At 45.8% G+C, this 17,040-nt stretch carries 21 protein-coding genes; 12 read left to right on the plus strand and 9 right to left on the minus strand.

Annotated elements, in window-relative coordinates; genetic code table 11:
- Window positions 1-55: 55 nt before the first annotated feature.
- Window positions 56-532 carry a CoxG family protein gene (locus ICN36_RS02775; protein ID WP_216226898.1) on the minus strand — a complete coding sequence of 159 codons (477 nt, stop codon included), beginning with the start codon at window positions 530-532 and terminating at the stop codon, window positions 56-58.
- Between the two features lie 112 nt (window positions 533-644).
- Here ICN36_RS02775 and ICN36_RS02780 point away from each other — a divergent pair, with 112 nt between their 5' ends.
- The 8 genes from ICN36_RS02780 (at window position 645) to ICN36_RS02815 (ending at window position 7,792) form a co-directional block, all read left to right on the plus strand.
- Window positions 645-1,337, plus strand: coding sequence for a TetR/AcrR family transcriptional regulator (locus ICN36_RS02780; protein WP_216226899.1), 693 nt, complete (start codon window positions 645-647; stop codon window positions 1,335-1,337).
- A 14-nt stretch (window positions 1,338-1,351) separates the two neighbouring features.
- Window positions 1,352-1,810 carry a VOC family protein gene (locus ICN36_RS02785; RefSeq protein ID WP_216226900.1) on the plus strand — a complete coding sequence of 153 codons (459 nt, stop codon included), beginning with the start codon at window positions 1,352-1,354 and terminating at the stop codon, window positions 1,808-1,810.
- A gap of 9 nt (window positions 1,811-1,819) precedes the next feature.
- Window positions 1,820-3,061, plus strand: a complete 1,242-nt coding sequence (locus ICN36_RS02790) for an FAD binding domain-containing protein (protein WP_216226901.1) — start codon at window positions 1,820-1,822, stop codon at window positions 3,059-3,061.
- A gap of 75 nt (window positions 3,062-3,136) precedes the next feature.
- The gene (locus ICN36_RS02795; protein ID WP_255531214.1) at window positions 3,137-4,372 is read left to right on the plus strand and encodes an ABC transporter substrate-binding protein; all 1,236 of its coding nucleotides are present in this window, start codon (window positions 3,137-3,139) and stop codon (window positions 4,370-4,372) included.
- A gap of 117 nt (window positions 4,373-4,489) precedes the next feature.
- Complete coding sequence (locus ICN36_RS02800; protein WP_255531215.1) at window positions 4,490-5,344, plus strand: branched-chain amino acid ABC transporter permease; 855 nt, start codon at window positions 4,490-4,492, stop codon at window positions 5,342-5,344.
- A 14-nt stretch (window positions 5,345-5,358) separates the two neighbouring features.
- Window positions 5,359-6,318, plus strand: a complete 960-nt coding sequence (locus ICN36_RS02805; protein ID WP_216226903.1) for a branched-chain amino acid ABC transporter permease — start codon at window positions 5,359-5,361, stop codon at window positions 6,316-6,318.
- Complete coding sequence (locus ICN36_RS02810; protein ID WP_216226904.1) at window positions 6,318-7,073, plus strand: ABC transporter ATP-binding protein; 756 nt, start codon at window positions 6,318-6,320, stop codon at window positions 7,071-7,073. Before ICN36_RS02805 ends, ICN36_RS02810 begins: the two co-directional genes overlap by 1 nt.
- 14 nt (window positions 7,074-7,087) lie before the next feature.
- Complete coding sequence (locus ICN36_RS02815) at window positions 7,088-7,792, plus strand: ABC transporter ATP-binding protein (RefSeq protein WP_216226905.1); 705 nt, start codon at window positions 7,088-7,090, stop codon at window positions 7,790-7,792.
- On the opposite strand, the gene ICN36_RS02820 is transcribed toward ICN36_RS02815, so the two are convergent.
- Window positions 7,789-8,292 (minus strand): YqaA family protein, encoded by a 504-nt coding sequence (locus ICN36_RS02820; protein ID WP_216226906.1) that lies wholly within the window; start codon window positions 8,290-8,292, stop codon window positions 7,789-7,791. The two genes, ICN36_RS02815 and ICN36_RS02820, sit on opposite strands and share 4 nt — an antisense overlap.
- A gap of 160 nt (window positions 8,293-8,452) precedes the next feature.
- On the opposite strand from ICN36_RS02820, the gene ICN36_RS02825 reads away from it, so the two are divergent.
- Together ICN36_RS02825 and ICN36_RS02830 are read left to right on the plus strand one after the other, a co-directional pair.
- Window positions 8,453-9,622 carry an acyl-CoA dehydrogenase family protein gene (locus ICN36_RS02825; RefSeq protein ID WP_215392306.1) on the plus strand — a complete coding sequence of 390 codons (1,170 nt, stop codon included), beginning with the start codon at window positions 8,453-8,455 and terminating at the stop codon, window positions 9,620-9,622.
- A gap of 9 nt (window positions 9,623-9,631) precedes the next feature.
- On the plus strand, window positions 9,632-10,816 hold the full coding sequence (locus tag ICN36_RS02830) for a CaiB/BaiF CoA-transferase family protein (RefSeq protein ID WP_216226907.1): 1,185 nt from the start codon (window positions 9,632-9,634) through the stop codon (window positions 10,814-10,816).
- Here ICN36_RS02830 and cls read toward each other — a convergent pair.
- Genes cls through ICN36_RS02845 form a run of 3 tightly spaced genes read right to left on the minus strand, consistent with a single transcriptional unit; the run spans window position 10,813 to window position 13,240 of the window.
- Window positions 10,813-12,291, minus strand: coding sequence for a cardiolipin synthase (gene cls, locus ICN36_RS02835; RefSeq protein WP_216226908.1), 1,479 nt, complete (start codon window positions 12,289-12,291; stop codon window positions 10,813-10,815). The two genes, ICN36_RS02830 and cls, sit on opposite strands and share 4 nt — an antisense overlap.
- Window positions 12,288-13,040, minus strand: coding sequence for an endonuclease/exonuclease/phosphatase family protein (locus ICN36_RS02840; protein ID WP_216226909.1), 753 nt, complete (start codon window positions 13,038-13,040; stop codon window positions 12,288-12,290). The genes cls and ICN36_RS02840 overlap by 4 nt, the downstream gene beginning before the upstream one ends.
- Window positions 13,040-13,240, minus strand: coding sequence for a (2Fe-2S)-binding protein (locus ICN36_RS02845; RefSeq protein WP_068321724.1), 201 nt, complete (start codon window positions 13,238-13,240; stop codon window positions 13,040-13,042). The genes ICN36_RS02840 and ICN36_RS02845 overlap by 1 nt, the downstream gene beginning before the upstream one ends.
- Before the next feature lie 66 nt (window positions 13,241-13,306).
- Here ICN36_RS02845 and ICN36_RS02850 point away from each other — a divergent pair, with 66 nt between their 5' ends.
- Both ICN36_RS02850 and ICN36_RS02855 read left to right on the plus strand, forming a co-directional pair.
- A complete protein-coding gene (locus tag ICN36_RS02850) occupies window positions 13,307-14,002 on the plus strand; it encodes an ABC transporter permease (protein ID WP_216226910.1) in 696 nt (231 codons plus the stop codon).
- On the plus strand, window positions 13,995-14,702 hold the full coding sequence (locus tag ICN36_RS02855; protein WP_216226911.1) for an ATP-binding cassette domain-containing protein: 708 nt from the start codon (window positions 13,995-13,997) through the stop codon (window positions 14,700-14,702). The genes ICN36_RS02850 and ICN36_RS02855 overlap by 8 nt, the downstream gene beginning before the upstream one ends.
- Here the strand turns inward: ICN36_RS02855 and ICN36_RS02860 are convergent, their stop codons facing one another.
- From ICN36_RS02860 to fdh3B, 4 genes are read right to left on the minus strand one after another with little or no spacing between them, the layout of a single operon-like run.
- Entirely contained in the window at window positions 14,703-15,017 is a 315-nt protein-coding gene (locus ICN36_RS02860; RefSeq protein WP_216226912.1) for a hypothetical protein, read from the minus strand. It lies immediately after the preceding gene.
- Between the two features lie 9 nt (window positions 15,018-15,026).
- Entirely contained in the window at window positions 15,027-16,082 is a 1,056-nt protein-coding gene (locus ICN36_RS02865) for a formate dehydrogenase subunit gamma (RefSeq protein ID WP_216226913.1), read from the minus strand.
- Between the two features lie 47 nt (window positions 16,083-16,129).
- Window positions 16,130-16,366 (minus strand): hypothetical protein, encoded by a 237-nt coding sequence (locus ICN36_RS02870; protein WP_216226914.1) that lies wholly within the window; start codon window positions 16,364-16,366, stop codon window positions 16,130-16,132.
- Window positions 16,366-17,022, minus strand: coding sequence for a formate dehydrogenase FDH3 subunit beta (gene fdh3B, locus ICN36_RS02875; protein WP_216151914.1), 657 nt, complete (start codon window positions 17,020-17,022; stop codon window positions 16,366-16,368). The genes ICN36_RS02870 and fdh3B overlap by 1 nt, the downstream gene beginning before the upstream one ends.
- Between the last annotated feature and the right edge of the window lie 18 nt (window positions 17,023-17,040).

Here is a 17,040-nt window from a genome sequence, read left to right on the forward strand (position 1 = left end):
GCCTACTTTTTATAGTTTTTTTGAGTCTTATTTCTAGAGTCTTATTACCGCTCTTTTATTTACTACCAGCGTCTGACTCCAACGCTGCTGTCTCCCCGCCTAATTCTTTTGCAAACTTCTGAAAAAAGTCGTCTGCAATCTTTTTGGCCGATGCGCTAATCAAGCGACCGCCAATTTGACCTAATTTGCCGCCAATGGAGGCTTCAGTCGTATAAGTAACCAAAGTACCGCCTTCAGCCTGCTTTAGCTCCACCCGTGACTTGCCTTTGGCAAACCCTGCCGCCCCACCTGACCCCTCAAAGGCCATAGAACAGGACTGGTCTGGGACGATGTCGCTGAGGAACAATTTCCCGGCAAAACGGGCTCTAACAGGCCCAATCTTGAACATAACCTTGGCATGAATCTCTTCCGGGGAGATACGACTGATCTCCTCGCAGCCTGGAATGGACTTGGCCAACACGTCAATATCATTCAAACCCTTCCATACCTCAGGGACAGGAGCCGATATGAGTTGCTCGCCATTTAATTCCATTTGATCTCCTTGGGGTTTGTACGAATAGAGTCTTATCTACCAATTGTTCAACAATGTACCATTATTTAACTTTTGGTCAATAAGTCCAAATTCGGATAAACCCTGAGAACCCATGCGTTTTACTGAAGATAACGTTACCAGCCCAAATACTGCTGAAATTTCAGAAGGCTCAATGGCGCCCACTAGAAAAAGAATGGGGACCGCCGAGCGGAAACGCCAAATATTGGATAGCGCGATTCAGTTCTTTGCCAGAAATGGCATCGATGGCCAATTAAGGAATTTGTCCAAAGAATTAGGCATCACTCATACACTGCTCTATCACTACTTCCCAACTAAAGATGCGCTGATACAAGAGGTTTACAAAGAAGTCTTTGAATCCAGGTGGAAGCCGGAATGGGAAGACCTACTGGATGATGATTCGCTTACTCCAGAGGAAAAATTTAATGCTTTTTATTTGGATTACTCCAACACAGTCCTAACTTATGACTTTGTGCGCATCTTGATTTTCTCTGGCTTAAGTGATCATTCCATCAGCGATCGCTTCTTTGAACTCTTGCGCACTCGCTTATTACCAAGACTCATTCGGGAGACTCGTAAGTATTGCGGAAGATCAGATACATCAAAACCTACGCAGCGTGAACTTGAATTTCTCATGGGCCTGCATGGTGGGATCTTCTATATCGGTATGAGACGCTGGATCTATGGACAAGCTATCTATGCTGCTGAGAGCCCCAATACAGAACAAGAAATCATTCGCGACCGTGTTCAGTCCTACCTTCATTCCGCTAAATCACTATTTGCTTAACCTAAAAGGTCAACATGTCTAACTTAAGTCTTAATCACTTTTCTATTCGCAGTCTCGAGATTGAAAAAACTACTAACTTCTATAGCAAGCTACTTGGTCTAACAGTCGGCCCAAGACCAGAGTTCCCGTTTCCAGGTGTTTGGCTTTATAACGGCGATGACAGTAGCTGGGCAAATGCGGTCTTACACCTCATTGCTATTGATAAGAATGATCCAAACGGACTAAAAAAATATTTGGGGGAGCGGGATCCTAGTTCACTTTATGGATCTGGCGCGGTTGATCATATTGCTTTTTTTGCAGTTGGCTTAGAAGAGAAAATTAACCTATTAAAAGAATTAAAGATTTCCTATCGCGAGCGAACCGTACCGGTAATAGGACTCCATCAAATATTTTTGGATGATCCTAATGGCATTGTCATTGAATTGAACTATCCAGCATCAGAAAAAACTGCCCTAGATTCGAAAGCGGCATAGGGGCTATTGATGGCAAAAATTCTAGTTGTTGGTGGCTCTCTTGGCGGTTTGTTCGCAGCAAACATTTTGCTGCGCCAAGGCCATGACATTACCTTGCTAGAAAAGACGGTTGGATCCTTGGACGGACGCGGTGCGGGTATCGTGACTCATGATGCCTTGGCCCAAGCACTAAAAGCCGCTGGAGTCACTGTTGATGAGACATTGGGCGTACCCGTTACCAAGCGCATTACTTTAGGTGCTGATGGCCAAAGTCTGGGTGAAATGGAATTACCTCAAGTGCTTACATCCTGGAGTCGCTTGTATCAGATGCTCAAGGAAAGCTTTCCGAGTGAAAGCTACCTTCAAGGAAAGACAGTGAAGTCCGTTGCACAAGATGCAAACGCTGTTCAGGTAATTTGTGAAGATGGCAGTCAATATGATGCTGAGCTACTGATTGCATCCGATGGCATTCGTTCTGGAGTAAGGGCTCAAGTTGCGCCACAGATTCAGCCCGAGTACGCTGGCTATATAGCTTGGCGCGGCGTATGTGATGAAGCCTGCTTATCAAACTACACACTTGATACCCTATTTAATCGCTTTGGCTTTTGCTTACCCAATGGTGAGCAAATGCTGGGCTACCCAGTAGCCGGCTCTGGCAACGATACGCGCCCAGGCAAGCGTCGCTATAACTTTGTTTGGTATCGCCCGGCATCAGAACATGAGGAGTTAGTTAACCTCTTGACCGATGACAACGGACATTACTATCCGACTGGCATTCCACCGCTAAAAGTATCTTGGAAGCATATTGCACAAATGCGTAAAGTAGCGCGAGAAATTCTGGCGCCTCAATACGCTGAGATTCTTGAAAAAACAGCAGCGCCATTCTTGCAAGCGATTTATGACGTTCGCTCCGAACAAATTGTCTTTGGCAGAATCGCATTAATGGGTGATGCAGCATTTGTTGGTAGACCACATGTTGGGATGGGTGTTACTAAGGCAGCTGATGAGGCAATAGTGATTGCAAAGCATATTGCCGCACTTGGCGCCTCCCCTGCAGCACTCAGCGCCTATGGTGATGAACGACTCCAATTGGGCCAGCAGGTAGTGGCTAGAGCGCAATATTTAGGACGCTATATGCAAGCCCAGGGCACTAAGGGTAATAGGGATAACGAGAAGCTCAAAAGAAATGCCGATACTGTCATGGCGGAAACTGCGATTGATATCAGCGAACTATTAGCTCAAGGGAAAGCAGTGCCTGAATCTGCACACTAAATGGTGCATTCAGTTAAGATTTAAAAAAACAAAAAGTATTCTTATTTAACTAAGTTTTATATGGAGGAGACAACCATGAAACAAAAAGTAACGAATCAAACAAGACGACAGATGTTGATTGGTGGAGCTGCAGCTGCAAGCACACCACTTTGGCTTAATGTTGCAAACGCTCAAGCTGACACTATTAAGATCGGCTTTCCAACTCCGTTGACTGGTCCATTCTCTGCCGAGGCACAGGATCAAGTAAAGGCTGCCGAATTAGCCATTAAAGAATTTAACGATGCCGGCGGATTTAATGGTCGCAAAGCAGAACTCTTGGTACGCGATGACAAACTTAACCCAGGCGAAGCAGCAACTCGCACCTTAGAGTTAATTGAAAAAGATAAAGTCAACTTTGTAGTTGGCTCACTATCGGCAGCGACACAACTCTCAATCAACGCCGTATGTAAAGAGCGTAAGGTTTTGTTTAACTCCATCAGCCAATCTGATGCAATTAACGAAGCGAAAGACTGGAGCGTTTATACGTTCCACGAGGCACTTAACCCAACCATGACTGCTGGTGCTGTAGCGCGCTACTCCATTCCTCGTTTTGGCAAAAAAATTGTCTTCCTCACGGCTGACTACGCTTACGGCCACGAAATGGTCCGCGCTTTTGAGCGTGCAGCCAAAGAAATGGGTGCCACTACCTTGGCTGACATCCGTCATCCATTGGGCGCATCCGATTACTCCGCGTTCCTACCACGCATCAAAGCTTTGAACCCAGATATTTTGGTTCTCTGTAACTTTGGTCGCGACTTAGTCAATGCAGCAAAACAATGTACTGACTTTGGCCTTAAATCCAGCATGAAGATTGTGACACCGGTACTTCTCTACACTTCACGTCTTGCTGGTGGGCCAGAAGCCTTTGAAGGCATTATTGGTGGCACATCTTATTACTGGGGTCTAGAAGATCGTATCCCAACCGCAAAAGCATTTAACGACGCTTTCCGCAAAATGTATAACGGCTCCGTACCGTCTGACTACGGCGCACTAGGCTACGCTGGCGTGAAGAGCGTCTTGGCTGGGGTGAAGATTGCAAAGTCTACTGATACCCTAAAAGTGGTCACAGCAATGGAGAATATGAAGTACGACTGGTACAAGGGACCTGAGTACTATCGTAAGTGCGACCATCAGGCCGTGCAAACCGTCATCATCGTAGAGTCCAAATCCAAGAATATGAAAGACAAGTATGACGTCTTCAATATTTTGACGATTGAACCTACTACTGAGAAAAACATGCGCTCTTGCGCAGAGCTAGGCCACAAAGCCTAATCCAAAAATTTCAGGGTGGATATCTCATTCACCCTGATCCACTCCCCAACACCATTTGGTTGAGGGGAGTTTTTTCTGAGTACATTTATGACCGGTCTTTCATTTGAACTACTTTGCATGCAATTGCTTACAGGCATCGCCTTGGGCAGTATCTATGCACTTCTAGCCCTTGGCTTATGTCTTATTTTTGGCATGCTCAATGTGGTGAACTTCGCACATGGCGCCTTCTTTATGGTGGGCGCATTTTTAGGTGTGTACTTTTTAGGCATCACTGGAAGCTTTTGGTTTAGCTTGGTGCTAACCCCATTGCTCACCGGTGGTATAGGTCTAGTCACAGAACGTTTCTTGGTAAGGCCGCTCTATGGACGGGGCTTGGATTACCCTTTGCTACTGACTTTTGGCCTCTCTTATGTTTTGATCGAAGTCATGCGCGTTACGTTTGGCATTGAGGGTCTCCCTTCTGTTACCCCAGAGGGTCTTGGCGGAACAGTAAATGTAGGTATTGGTTATTTCCCTAAATATCGACTCTTCTTAATTGCTGCTACCGCTGTCATTATTTTGGGTGTCTGGTTCTTCATTCAAAAGACGCGCTACGGCCTGATCATTAAGGCTGGCGCTGCTGATCAAGAGATCGTGAAAGTACTTGGTGTTGATATTGCTAAAGTGTGGCTTTTAGTCTTTGGATTAGGCTGTGCAATTGCGGGCTTATCCGGAATCCTGGCCTCCCCAACACGCTCAGTAAACCCAGAAATGGGCATCCCCATTTTGGCGGAGTCATTTGTGGTAACTGTTGTTGGCGGCATGGGCTCACCAGTAGGAGCAGTTGTTGCCGGTTTATTGGTCGGCATCGTTTACAGCATGACCTCACTCTTCTTCCCTGACTTAGCGGAACTCTCCATTTTTGTTTTGATGGCAGTAGTACTGTTAATTCGCCCACAAGGTTTATTTGGTAAAGCAGGAGCGATGGGCTAAGGCTCCGTATATTTATGAATTCATTCTTCCAACTTATTGCACGTCATCGCGTTCTAGTCAGCACTCTATTCCTGGCAATCTTCCCATTCATCATGCCGTACGAAGCATTAGCGATCAATATTTTGATCTTTGGTTTGTTCGCTATGGGCTTTAACTTGCTGTTTGGTTACATGGGGCTACTATCCTTTGGTCACGCAGCATTCCTAGGTATTGGCAGCTACATCACTGGCATTAGCATTGTTCACTATGGGATGCCATGGGGGGCTGCAATTCTGGTTGGCATTCTGGGCGCAGCTATAGGTGGCCTCATCATGGGCTACCTTGCCATTCGCACTCGCGGCATCTACTTTTCTATGGTGACCCTAGCGCTTGGTCAAATTGTGTATTACCTCTTCTATAAGGCGGAAAGCCTTACAGGTGGCGAGAATGGTTTACGTGGAGTCCGAGTCGATGAATTTAACGTCCTAGGCATCCCAGTTGACTTTTTAAATCCGCTGGTGAAGTACTACATCATTCTCTTCTTTGTCGTGATAGCAATCTGGTTGATTTCGCGCATTCTGAGCTCACCCTTAGGCGCTGTAATGGAAGCGATTCGCGAGAATGAAAAACGTGCTGCAGCGTGCGGATTTGACGTAGCAAGAACCAAATTATTGGTCTTTGTTTTGTCAGCAGCAATTTGCGGCTTAGCAGGCTCATTACGCGCCCTGCACCTCTCTATTGTTCCGATTGATTCCCTGCACTATTTGCAGTCCGGCCAGGCAGTCATGATGAGCATTCTGGGGGGTATGGGTACATTCTTTGGTCCATTCATTGGAGCTGCAGTCATGCTTTACCTGGAGGATGTTGTCACTACCTTCACTAAACACTGGATGGCCGTTGTTGGCTTAGTCTTTATGTTCTTTGTGCTGTTCTTCCCTAAAGGTATCTGGGGCACCATTCTGAGCAAGCTACAAATTAATCAGGATTCGAAATAATGAATAGCGCCACTATCACCCCTATTCTTGAAGCACGTCATGTCAGCAAGAGCTTTGGTAAGTTCAAGGCACTGCAAGATGTATCCACTAGCTTTATGCCCGGAACACTGACTGCAATCATTGGTCCAAATGGCGCAGGAAAAAGCACTTTCTTTAACGTCTTAAGTGGCGCCTTCCCTCCTACAAGTGGCCAAATTCTATTTAATGGCAAAGACATTACTGGTATGCAGCAACATGAGTTTGCTCGCATTGGCATTTCTAAAAGCTTTCAGATTACGAACGTCTTTAAGCAACTGAGCGTTCATGAGAATGTCCGTGTAGCTGCGCAAATGGAAACAGCACGCTATAACTTTTTGCGTAACGCCCAAAGCTACCCAAAGCCAATTGAAATTGCCGATGAATTACTCCGCAGAGTCAATCTTGAGCACTTACGCAATAAGAAAACTGGTGACCTTGCTCACGGCCAACAGCGCGCACTAGAAATTGCTATGGCTTTGGCTTGTAACCCTAACCTCCTACTGCTTGATGAGCCAACCGCGGGCATGTCTCCCGAGGAAACACTGGTCATGATGGAGCTCATTCGCACTCTCGCCAGCGAGCGCACGGTGATTCTGGTTGAGCACAAGATGAAGCTCATTATGGGTCTATGTAAACGCATCATTGTTCTGCATCACGGCGAGTTCTTGGCTGAAGGCACTCCAGAAGAAATCCAAAATAATGCTGAGGTACGTCGTGTGTACCTAGGTCAAGGTTAAAGAGAAAGCAAATTATGTTGCGTGTAGAAAATTTGAACGCTTGGTATGACCGCAGTCATGTACTGCAAGGAGTCTCACTTGAAGTGAATAAAGGTGAGATTGTCACCCTCATGGGTCGTAATGGTGCAGGTAAGACGACCACTCTGCGCTCACTTATGGGCCTACTATCCAAGCGTCAAGGTAAAGCATCTATTGATGGCACCTCATTCTTAGATTTACCCGCTCATGAACGTTTTCACTTGGGACTCGCTTATGTTCCAGAGGATCGCCGTATTGTTCCAGGACTGACTGTCAAAGAAAACTTAGAGCTGGGTGTAATCGCCAAGAAGAATTCTGGTGACATGGGAGTCTTAGTGGATGAAATCGCTGAAACTTTCCCTAGACTCAAAGAACGCTTGAATCAAGACGGCACTTCAATGTCGGGTGGCGAGCAACAAATGCTCGCGATTGCCAGGGCCATGATTGGTAAACCCAAAGTCATTCTGCTCGACGAACCCTCAGAGGGCATCATGCCGGTTTTGGTTGAAGAAATGTTTGAGTTATTTGCTAAATTAAAACAGCAAGGCTTAACTATTCTTCTCGTAGAGCAAAACGTGCAGCAAGCTCTCAAAATTTCTGATCGAGCTTACATCTTGGATCAGGGCAAGATTGTGTTTCATGACACTGCGCAGAACCTTTTAAACAACGATGAGATTCAGCAGAAGTATTGCGCGGTTTAAATCAGATGCAGCCAATGTCCCAGCTGGTGCCAAAAGGTATCTGGGACTAATGTAAGTAGCCAGGTAAGCATAATGAAACGAAATAGCTTACCAATGAACATATAAATAAGGCATGGCTGCCAAGGAAGCTTTAGCCACCCTGCCGCTAGGCACAAAGGGTCGCCCAATCCAGGCAGCCAAGACAATAGCAGGAGCTTAGGTCCCCACTCTGCTAGCCAGCGCTTAAGACGACTATTACTCGGCCCATCCATCACCTTAAAACTCTTACGCGCCAATACCCCTAACCACCAATCGAGCATCCCACCTAATGTATTTCCAACTGTGGCAACCATAATGGCAACCCAAAATAAGTGAGGGTTCAGAGTGATATAGCCAAATAGAATAGGCTCCGAACCAGCGGGTATTAAAGTCGCAGAAATAAAAGCGCTAATGAAGACCGCCGGCAAACCAACCGAAGGCATTTCAAACCATGTAAAAAAATGATCAAACATATGCTCCATTACGCAATGGCCTCTAGGGCGCTGGCATACGAATGAATTTCTTTGGCTCTCATGCAGTCTATTTTGCCTTGTTTTAGACAATCTCCATGAATTTCAAATCTTGCTTAAACTAATGCCTGAGACGCTAGATACGCCATAAAACCTATAAATTGAGACTTTTATGAATCACCCTATTCCTAAGCCAGACCAGTACCAAGAAATGCGTGAAGCATTGCGTGACCTCTGTGGATCTTTTGATTCCGCCTATTGGCAAAAGATTGATCACGAGCGTGGCTATCCAGAAGCTTTTGTAGATGCCATGACCAAAGCTGGGTGGTTGGCTGCATTAATTCCAGAAGAATATGGCGGCTCTGGTTTGGGCCTAGCTGAGGCCTCCGTGATCATGGAGGAAATCAACTTTTCCGGTGGCAACTCAGGTTCATGTCATGGACAAATGTACAACATGGGTACTTTATTGCGTCACGGCTCTGAAGCGCAGAAAAAAATGTATCTCCCAAAAATTGCATCGGGTGAGTTGCGCCTCCAAAGCATGGCCGTCACCGAGCCCACTACCGGAACTGATACCACCAAATTAAAAACTACTGCAGTTAAAAAGGGTGATAAGTATGTAGTGAATGGTCAAAAGGTTTGGATTTCACGCATACAGCATTCTGACCTCATGATCCTGCTGGCACGAACTACTCCACTGAGTGAAGTGCAACGGAAGTCGGAAGGCATGTCGATCTTTATCGTAAACCTTGCTGATGCTATTGGTAAGGGCATGGAAGTAAGACCAATCGCCAATATGGTCAACCATGAAACTAACGAAGTGTTCTTTGATAATCTTGAGATTCCTGCGGAGAATCTCATTGGCACCGAAGGGCAAGGCTTTAAATACATTCTGGATGGCCTCAATGCAGAGCGCGTATTAATTGCAGCCGAATGTATTGGTGATGCCTATTGGTTTATTGATCGCGCTCGCCGCTATGCCAATGACCGCGTAGTGTTTGATCGCCCTATTGGCAAAAACCAAGGTATTCAATTTCCGATTGCCGATAGCTATATTGAAACTGAAGCCGCTAATCTGATGCGCTTTAAGGCTTGTGAGTTATTCGATAACCACCAGCCTTGTGGTCCTGAGGCCAATATGGCCAAATACTTGGCAGCTAAAGCATCCTGGGAAGCTGCCAATGTCTGCTTACAGACTCATGGTGGATTTGGCTTTGCCAATGAATATGATGTCGAACGTAAGTTTAGAGAAACGCGTCTCTATCAAGTCGCTCCGATTTCAACGAATTTGATTTACTCCTATATTGCCGAGCATGTTCTTGGTCTACCTAGATCTTTTTAAGCGAGCGCCATGAGTATTCGTCCATTAGATGGGATTACCGTTATTTCTCTAGAGCACGCAATTGCAGCGCCCTTCTGTACACGTCAATTAGCAGATTTAGGTGCGAGAGTAATCAAAGTAGAGCGTCCTGGTGGTGGCGACTTTGCTAGGGGATATGACACACAAGTAGATGGACTAAGCTCTCATTTTGTTTGGGTAAATCGATCTAAGGAAAGTTTGGCCTTAGATCTCAAGCAACCAGCTGCTATTGCAATACTCAAGACCTTGTTAAAAACTGCTGATGTCTTAGTGCAAAATCTCGCGCCTGGCGCTGCAGCTCGCATGGGACTAACTGCAGAGATCTTGCAAAAAGAAAATCCCAGGCTCATTCTTTGTGACATCTCAGGCTACGGAAATAACGGCCCCTATCGAGATAAAAAAGCTTACGACTTACTCATCCAAAGTGAAGCTGGATTCTTATCGGTTACCGGAACTCCAGAAGCACCCAGCAAGGCCGGCAATTCTATTGCAGATATTGCAGCAGGCATGTATGCCTATACCAACATCTTGGCAGCACTTTTGCAAAGAGGGAAAACAGGCAAAGGCTCAGTGATTGATATCTCCATGCTGGAATCGCTAAGCGAATGGATGAGCTTTCCAATGTATTACGCCTATAAAGGCGCAGAACCACCCCCAAGAAATGGTGCATCTCATGCAACCATTTATCCATACGGCCCATTTAAGGCTGGAGATGGCAAAACCGTCATGCTGGGACTTCAAAATGAACGTGAATGGGTGCAGTTTTGTGAGACTGTATTAGAAAATCCAGCGCTTGGAACGGATGAACGTTTTGATCGCAACTTCAAGCGTAATGAAAAACGGATTGAACTTTTAGAAATCATTAATGCATGCTTTAGTAAGCTTACCTCCGAACAATTGATCGCCAGACTTGAGAAAGCGCAAATTGCAAACGCCCATCTCAACGATATGGAAGGTCTTTGGAAACATGAGCAGCTTAGAGCCCGAAATCGTTGGACCGAGGTAGATACACCCAATGGTCCTATTCCAGCTCTGTTACCACCCGGTCTCAATGACAGCTATGACTATCGCATGGACTCCATTCCTGCTGTTGGAGAGCACACAGACTCCATCCTAAAAGAACTCGAAATAGCGGAGTCTGACATTACAAATATGCGGGCGAGCGGAGCGATTTAAAGCAGTGGCGAGGTGAGATGTGCCGCATTCTCAAGATAGCGATGCCATGCCGGTCTTTTTGCCCAAGCTTTAGGATCAACATAATCCGATTGCTCTAAGTAGGACTGAATTAACTTGTCGAGATTAGCGCAGAAGTCGTTGTCATAAACAATTAAGCTAATCTCAAAGTTTAAGCGCAGGCTACGTTGATCAAAATTGACTGAACCAAAAATTGCAATGCGCTTATCAATCAACAGACTCTTGGTATGTAATAGGCCACCTTTAAATTGAGCTATCTTGACCCCAGAGGCCATTAAATCCTGATAGAAGCTTTTGCTGCTCCACGCCACTAAAGTCGAATCATTCAGTTTTGGCACAATTAAGGTGGCATTCACACCACGCCTTGCGGAAGCCATAAGCGCTTGAAGTAAGCCATCATCTGGACCAAAGTAAGGCGTCGTGATAGTCAACTCTTCACGCGCATCAATAATAGCTGAGAGCATCACTTGATACAAAATGTCATCACGGTAAACCGGCCCTGAAGCAAATTCCTGCGCGATAACCCCGCCCTCTCTAGGCGCAGGCGCAGGGGAACGGTCATTAAAGTGAGTGATCTTCGGATTATCAACACTCCAGTCAAAAGAGAAAGTCAATTCAAACTGTGCCGCTACAGGACCTTCTACACGCACCATGGCATCAACCCATTCGCCCACCCCAGAGTCCTGCTTAAAAGTTCGAGGATCAACCAAATTCATGCTGCCAGTCCATACTACAGAGCCATCTACGATGAATATTTTTCGATGCAAGCGCAGATCCGCCCGACGGAACTGGAAGCGGCCAATCTGAATCGGTAATGCCTCCGTCACTTCAATACCCGCACTTCGGAAACGATCTGGCCATGACGACTTGAACCAATCCTTGCTACCTAGAGAATCTAATAGAACCCGACAAGCTACCCCACGTTTTGCAGCAGCAATGACAGCTTCCCCTACCCGATCAGCATCTCCTCCTAAAGCCCAAATATAGAACTCCATATTCAGAGTCTTTTGAGCCTGATTAATCTCATCAATAAATAACTGAAGAATGTCGAGTGACTTTGTATAAAGTTCAACTTTATTTCCATCGACAACTGGAGTGCCATTCTTTGATTCAGCCAAGATACTTAAAGCCCTAGCCTCTACAGGTAATTTTGATCTTTCACTCGCAAATTCTTTACATAACTGTTGGGTAATTTGCGCATACTCTAGATTCATACGTTTAATTTTTCGCGTCAAACTACGTCCTACTGGACGTTCACCAATCAATACATATAAAGAAATCCCCAATAGTGGAAAAGTCATCACAATAAAAATCCACGCAAATGCAACTCCTGCTGGCCTTCTGACGGAAATGATTACACCAATAAAGTAGGTGACAATTAAAAAATGAATTAATAAAATCAATCTCAAATTGAATGCAGATTGCGTATTAATAAAAATTCCTAATAAGTCATTCATTTAAGTTCCAATTCTGCAGTTATACCCAGATGATCTGATAGTTTTAACCATTCATGCAAAATTTCTGCTGAATGTACTTTTATTCCTCGAACATAAATGCGGTCCATAGCGAGCAACGGCTTCACGCTTGGGAATGTTTTTGCAGGCGAACCGGTAAGCACCTCAAAGACTTCATCAAAACCAGCAGCCTTCATGGGTGCACTCACGCGATTGCGCCAATCATTAAAGTCCCCCGCTACGATCGTGGGACCATTTTGAGTCAAATCCTGAATATGCCCAATGATGGCATCTAGTTGGCGCTCTCTTCCCCGTTCAAAGAGTGCCAAGTGCACGCAAAAACAATGAATGGGTTGATCCATGCCATCCAGTTTTGTAACGCTATGTAGCAACCCACGACTCTCAAAGCGATATGCTGATATGTCGTAGTTATCTCCCTTTTGCTGAGGGTGTTTAGAAAGGATGGCATTGCCATGATGCCCATCGCGATACTCAACATTTTTTCCATAATGCCAATCGTGCCAAAAATCTTCAGAGAGAAAGTGCGTCAGCTCTGTTAGCGGCCATTGACTGAAGCGCCGAATCCTTCCTCGATGCTCTTGCTGTAACTCTTGCAAGAAAAGGAGGTCAGGGTGTTGGATGCGCATTTTTTGGCGCAACTGATAAATAGTGGAATATCTGTGTAAAGGCGATAAGCCTTTATGTACATTCATACTCAATACTGTGAAACGGGATGTTTTATTGATGCTCATTAAAACTGTCCCGCTGCACGCTGTCGTCGAACGCGTGCTAAATAGATTTCACCCTCAACTAGCTCCTGACACTGCATACATTTATTGCAAATTGACGCCTGCTCCCGCAACTCGTCAATTGAGTCTATCGGGTGGGCATCTAAGTACTCACGCAAATCCACGTCGAGGACCTCATTACAGAGGCAAACCACTTCAGCCATAAGTCAAAAATAGGGGAATCAATCTCATTACAGTCATTTTGCCATTGCCTTGATAGAATCAAGCGCATGTTAAAAGCTTTTCAAGACGCCCTTTCCTTGCTCACCCATTTAGATGGTGGGGTATTGGGAATCGTCTTGGTTTCTCTGCAGGTCAGCCTGTCAGCACTGCTCATTGGAACACTCCTGGGTCTACCAATCGGCGCCCTACTGGCAACAGAACGATTTGCTGGCAAAAAGACCATTATCGTGACCCTGAATACCCTAATGGGGGTACCCACGGTCATTGTTGGTGTTTTGGTTTATCTCATGCTCTCTCGTACAGGGCCCCTTGGCATGTGGGGCTGGCTATTTACTGTCAAGGGGATGATCGTTGCTCAAACGCTGCTCACAACCCCATTAATCGCTGCCCTCAGCCGACAAATACTGGAGGATTCCTGGAAAATACACCGCGATTCATTCCTGAGCCTCAGACTGCCGCCCTTATCGCGGTTAAAGTGGCTAATTTGGGATTGCCGCTTCTCACTTACTATTGCCATCCTTGCTGGGCTAGCTAGGGCGATATCCGAGGTTGGGGCCGTCATGATTGTTGGCGGCAATATTGATCACTCCACCAGAACAATGACTACCGCTATTGCCTTGGAGACTAGCAAAGGTGATTTGCCTTTGGCCCTCGCCCTTGGCATCGTCCTATTAACCATTGTTCTGCTCGCCAATCTATTTACTTTTGCAGTTCGCCAAATTGCGGAGCGCCGCTATGGTTAATACATCACCAGAATTTGAAAAGTTCATAGAACTCAAAGACATTATCGTTAAGAGCAATGGCAGAAATATTCTCAATATCCCCCATGCCATTATTCCGGCAGACAGAATCACTGCCTGTATTGGACCGAATGGCGCTGGCAAAACTACACTCCTGAAACTTCTAGATGGACTGATTCAGCCAGATAGCGGAACAGTGAGTTACTCCTTCAAAACAAAGACTGCATTAGTGTTACATCACACACCGATGATCAAAGCCTCGGCTAAAAAAAATATCGCAATGGTTTGTGATGCTGACGCGTCCATTGCGAATGCTGATATAGACCGCGTAATTGGGCAAGTAGGTTTAAGTGACCTAGCTAATAGCCCAGCACATAAATTATCTGCAGGCGAAAGACAAAAACTCTGTCTTGGCAGAGCCATTCTTCAGAAACCCAGTTTGGTTTTGCTGGATGAGCCTACCGCCAACCTAGACCCCAGCACCACAGAACAAGTGGAAGAATTGATCCGTCAATTTGATCGGCAAGGGACAAATGTGATTTTTTCATCTCACCAACTAGCTCAAGTACAAAGAGTTGCTAAGCACATCATCTTTATTGATCAAGGCGAGATAAAAGAAAAGGGACCCGTAGGCCCCTTCTTTGCTGATCCTCAAACACAAGCAGCAAAACGCTACTTACATCAAGAATTGCTCAGTGATTAATTACTTAGCAGCTGGTGCTGCGGGTGTTGCTGATGCTGCTGGAGCTGCTGGAGCAGCCGCTGCCGCAACCACTGGCGGCACAAATGGTGGCGGAGCTACACATGCAGCAGGTGCAGCTGTACCAGCCACCCTGAAACGATCTGCAACACGATTTTGTGCCTGGCATAACTGATAGGCGCCAACCTTGTCGACATAAGCAGTTTTTGCTTTAGCCAAATCTGCTGCTGCCTGAGCTTCTGGCGTCAGGGGTGGAAGAGTTGCAAAAGCTGCGGCAGAGGAAAATGCGCAGAATGTAAAAGCAATGATTTTTTTCATGGCTCGTCCTTATTTATTTAACTTGTCATACCAGAGCTCATGGTGCTCTTTAGCCCACGTAGCATCTACATAGCCGGTCTTCATGCCATCGATTGAACCTTGCATACCAATTGTGCCGATATAAATATGGCCCATCGCCATGGTAGTCATCAAGATTGCAGCGCTACTATGAATGATGTTGGCAATTTGCATGGTGCCGCGCAGATACTCAATCTGCATGAACGGCACAATCATATCGAGCACAAATCCTGAGGCAGAAATTACCAGGCCTAAGAAAGTCATACCGAACCAGAACCAAAACTTCTCACCCATATTGAAGAATCCAGCAGGCACATGCTTGCCGCTAAACATTCCACCGAAAGTTAACAGCCAATTGAGATCGCCTTTTTCTGGAATATTCTTACCGACAAAGAGCAAAAAGAAAATCACAATGCTAAGAGTAAATAATGGGCCAGAAAAATTATGGACATTCTTGCAAACAAACAAGAAAGAGCCATATGCGACACCGCCCATCAATGGCATAGCAAAATATTTGCCATACAAAATCATCAAGCCAGTAAAGGCTAAGGCCAGGAAGCTAAAGGCCATCACCCAGTGAGTGATGCGGTCCAATGCACTAAAACGCTTCACTTTAATGCCTGACATTGGCTCATGAAGTTTGATTGAGCCCTTGAGGGTGTACACGGCAATAATTCCAAAGAAGGCAATCGCCAATAACCAGCCTCCGTAAACAGTAATGATGCCGTTACGAATCAGACGCCACTCTTGACCGGCACGCTGTATCAAAACACCTGCTTGCTTATCCGGAATACTGACGTAGTTTTGTGGATCGCTGTTTGGTGCCATGAAGATCGATGGGTTTGCGGGCTGAGCTTGCGCTTGAGTTCCATTAGCCAAAGCGTTTGGATTTGCCGGCGCAGATGCAGGAGGCACGTCTACTCCACTAGGAGAAGGCAAAGGCAACATCGGCGCGCGCTCTGCGAAACTGATTCCACTTGCCATAGTCAGCGACAAACCAGCAGCCACCACCAAAGTGCGTAGAACTTTAGAAAATGATCGTTTCATACACATGTCCTTAAACGTTTTCGTTTTATTTATAGTTATTTAGTGGATCACTTAACGCGACTGTATTCGTTTTGACCTTGATTGCGATTGTCAATCGACTCAGTCCAGCTCGCCTGATTACCTGGCGTCCAATTCTTAGTCATAAACCCATTATTGGCACCCATATAAGGAGCAACATCTGGACGCTTAGCAGCTTTAGCAGCAATTTCCGGTGGCTCAGAGCAAGCGGCCAACAAGGTAGCTGTTGCAAAACATAGGCCAAGAGTTTTGAAATTCACTTTCATTATTGAGCTCCTGGAATTTTTGCAGCAGGTGTTGGTGTAGGCGCAGGCGCATCAGGCCCACCGTACGCAGTATTCCAACCGAAAGCTTTGGATCCTGGGTACTTGCCGTTCTTCTCACGTGTCGCAACACGATTATTAAAGATGCCAGAAATAATATCGCTATCGCCACCGATCAATGCTTTGGTTGAACACATCTCAGCACAGAGTGGTAACTTACCTTCTGCCAAACGATTACGGCCATATTTTTCAAACTCAGCAACGCTGCCATTTTCTTCAGGGCCGCCGCTACAGAATGTGCACTTATCCATTTTGCTACGGGAACCAAAGGCGCCCTTGCTTAAGAACTGTGGTGCGCCAAATGGGCAAGCAAAAGAGCAGTAGCCGCAACCGATACAGATATCTTTATCGTGCAGCACAACGCCCTCATCCGTACGGTAGAAACAATCTACTGGACATACCGCCATACAAGGAGCATCACTACAGTGCATACATGCAACTGAAACTGACTTTTCTTGACCGATGATGCCATCGTTTACCGTAACAACACGGCGGCGATTAACACCCCAAGGCACTTCATTATCATTTTTACAGGCCGTGACACAACCGTTGCATTCAATGCATCGCTCTGTGTCGCAAATAAATTTCATTCTTGCCATTGTGTTCTCCTGACTTTA

The organism is Polynucleobacter sp. UK-Gri1-W3, from assembly GCF_018881595.1.
GTDB lineage: Bacteria > Pseudomonadota > Gammaproteobacteria > Burkholderiales > Burkholderiaceae > Polynucleobacter.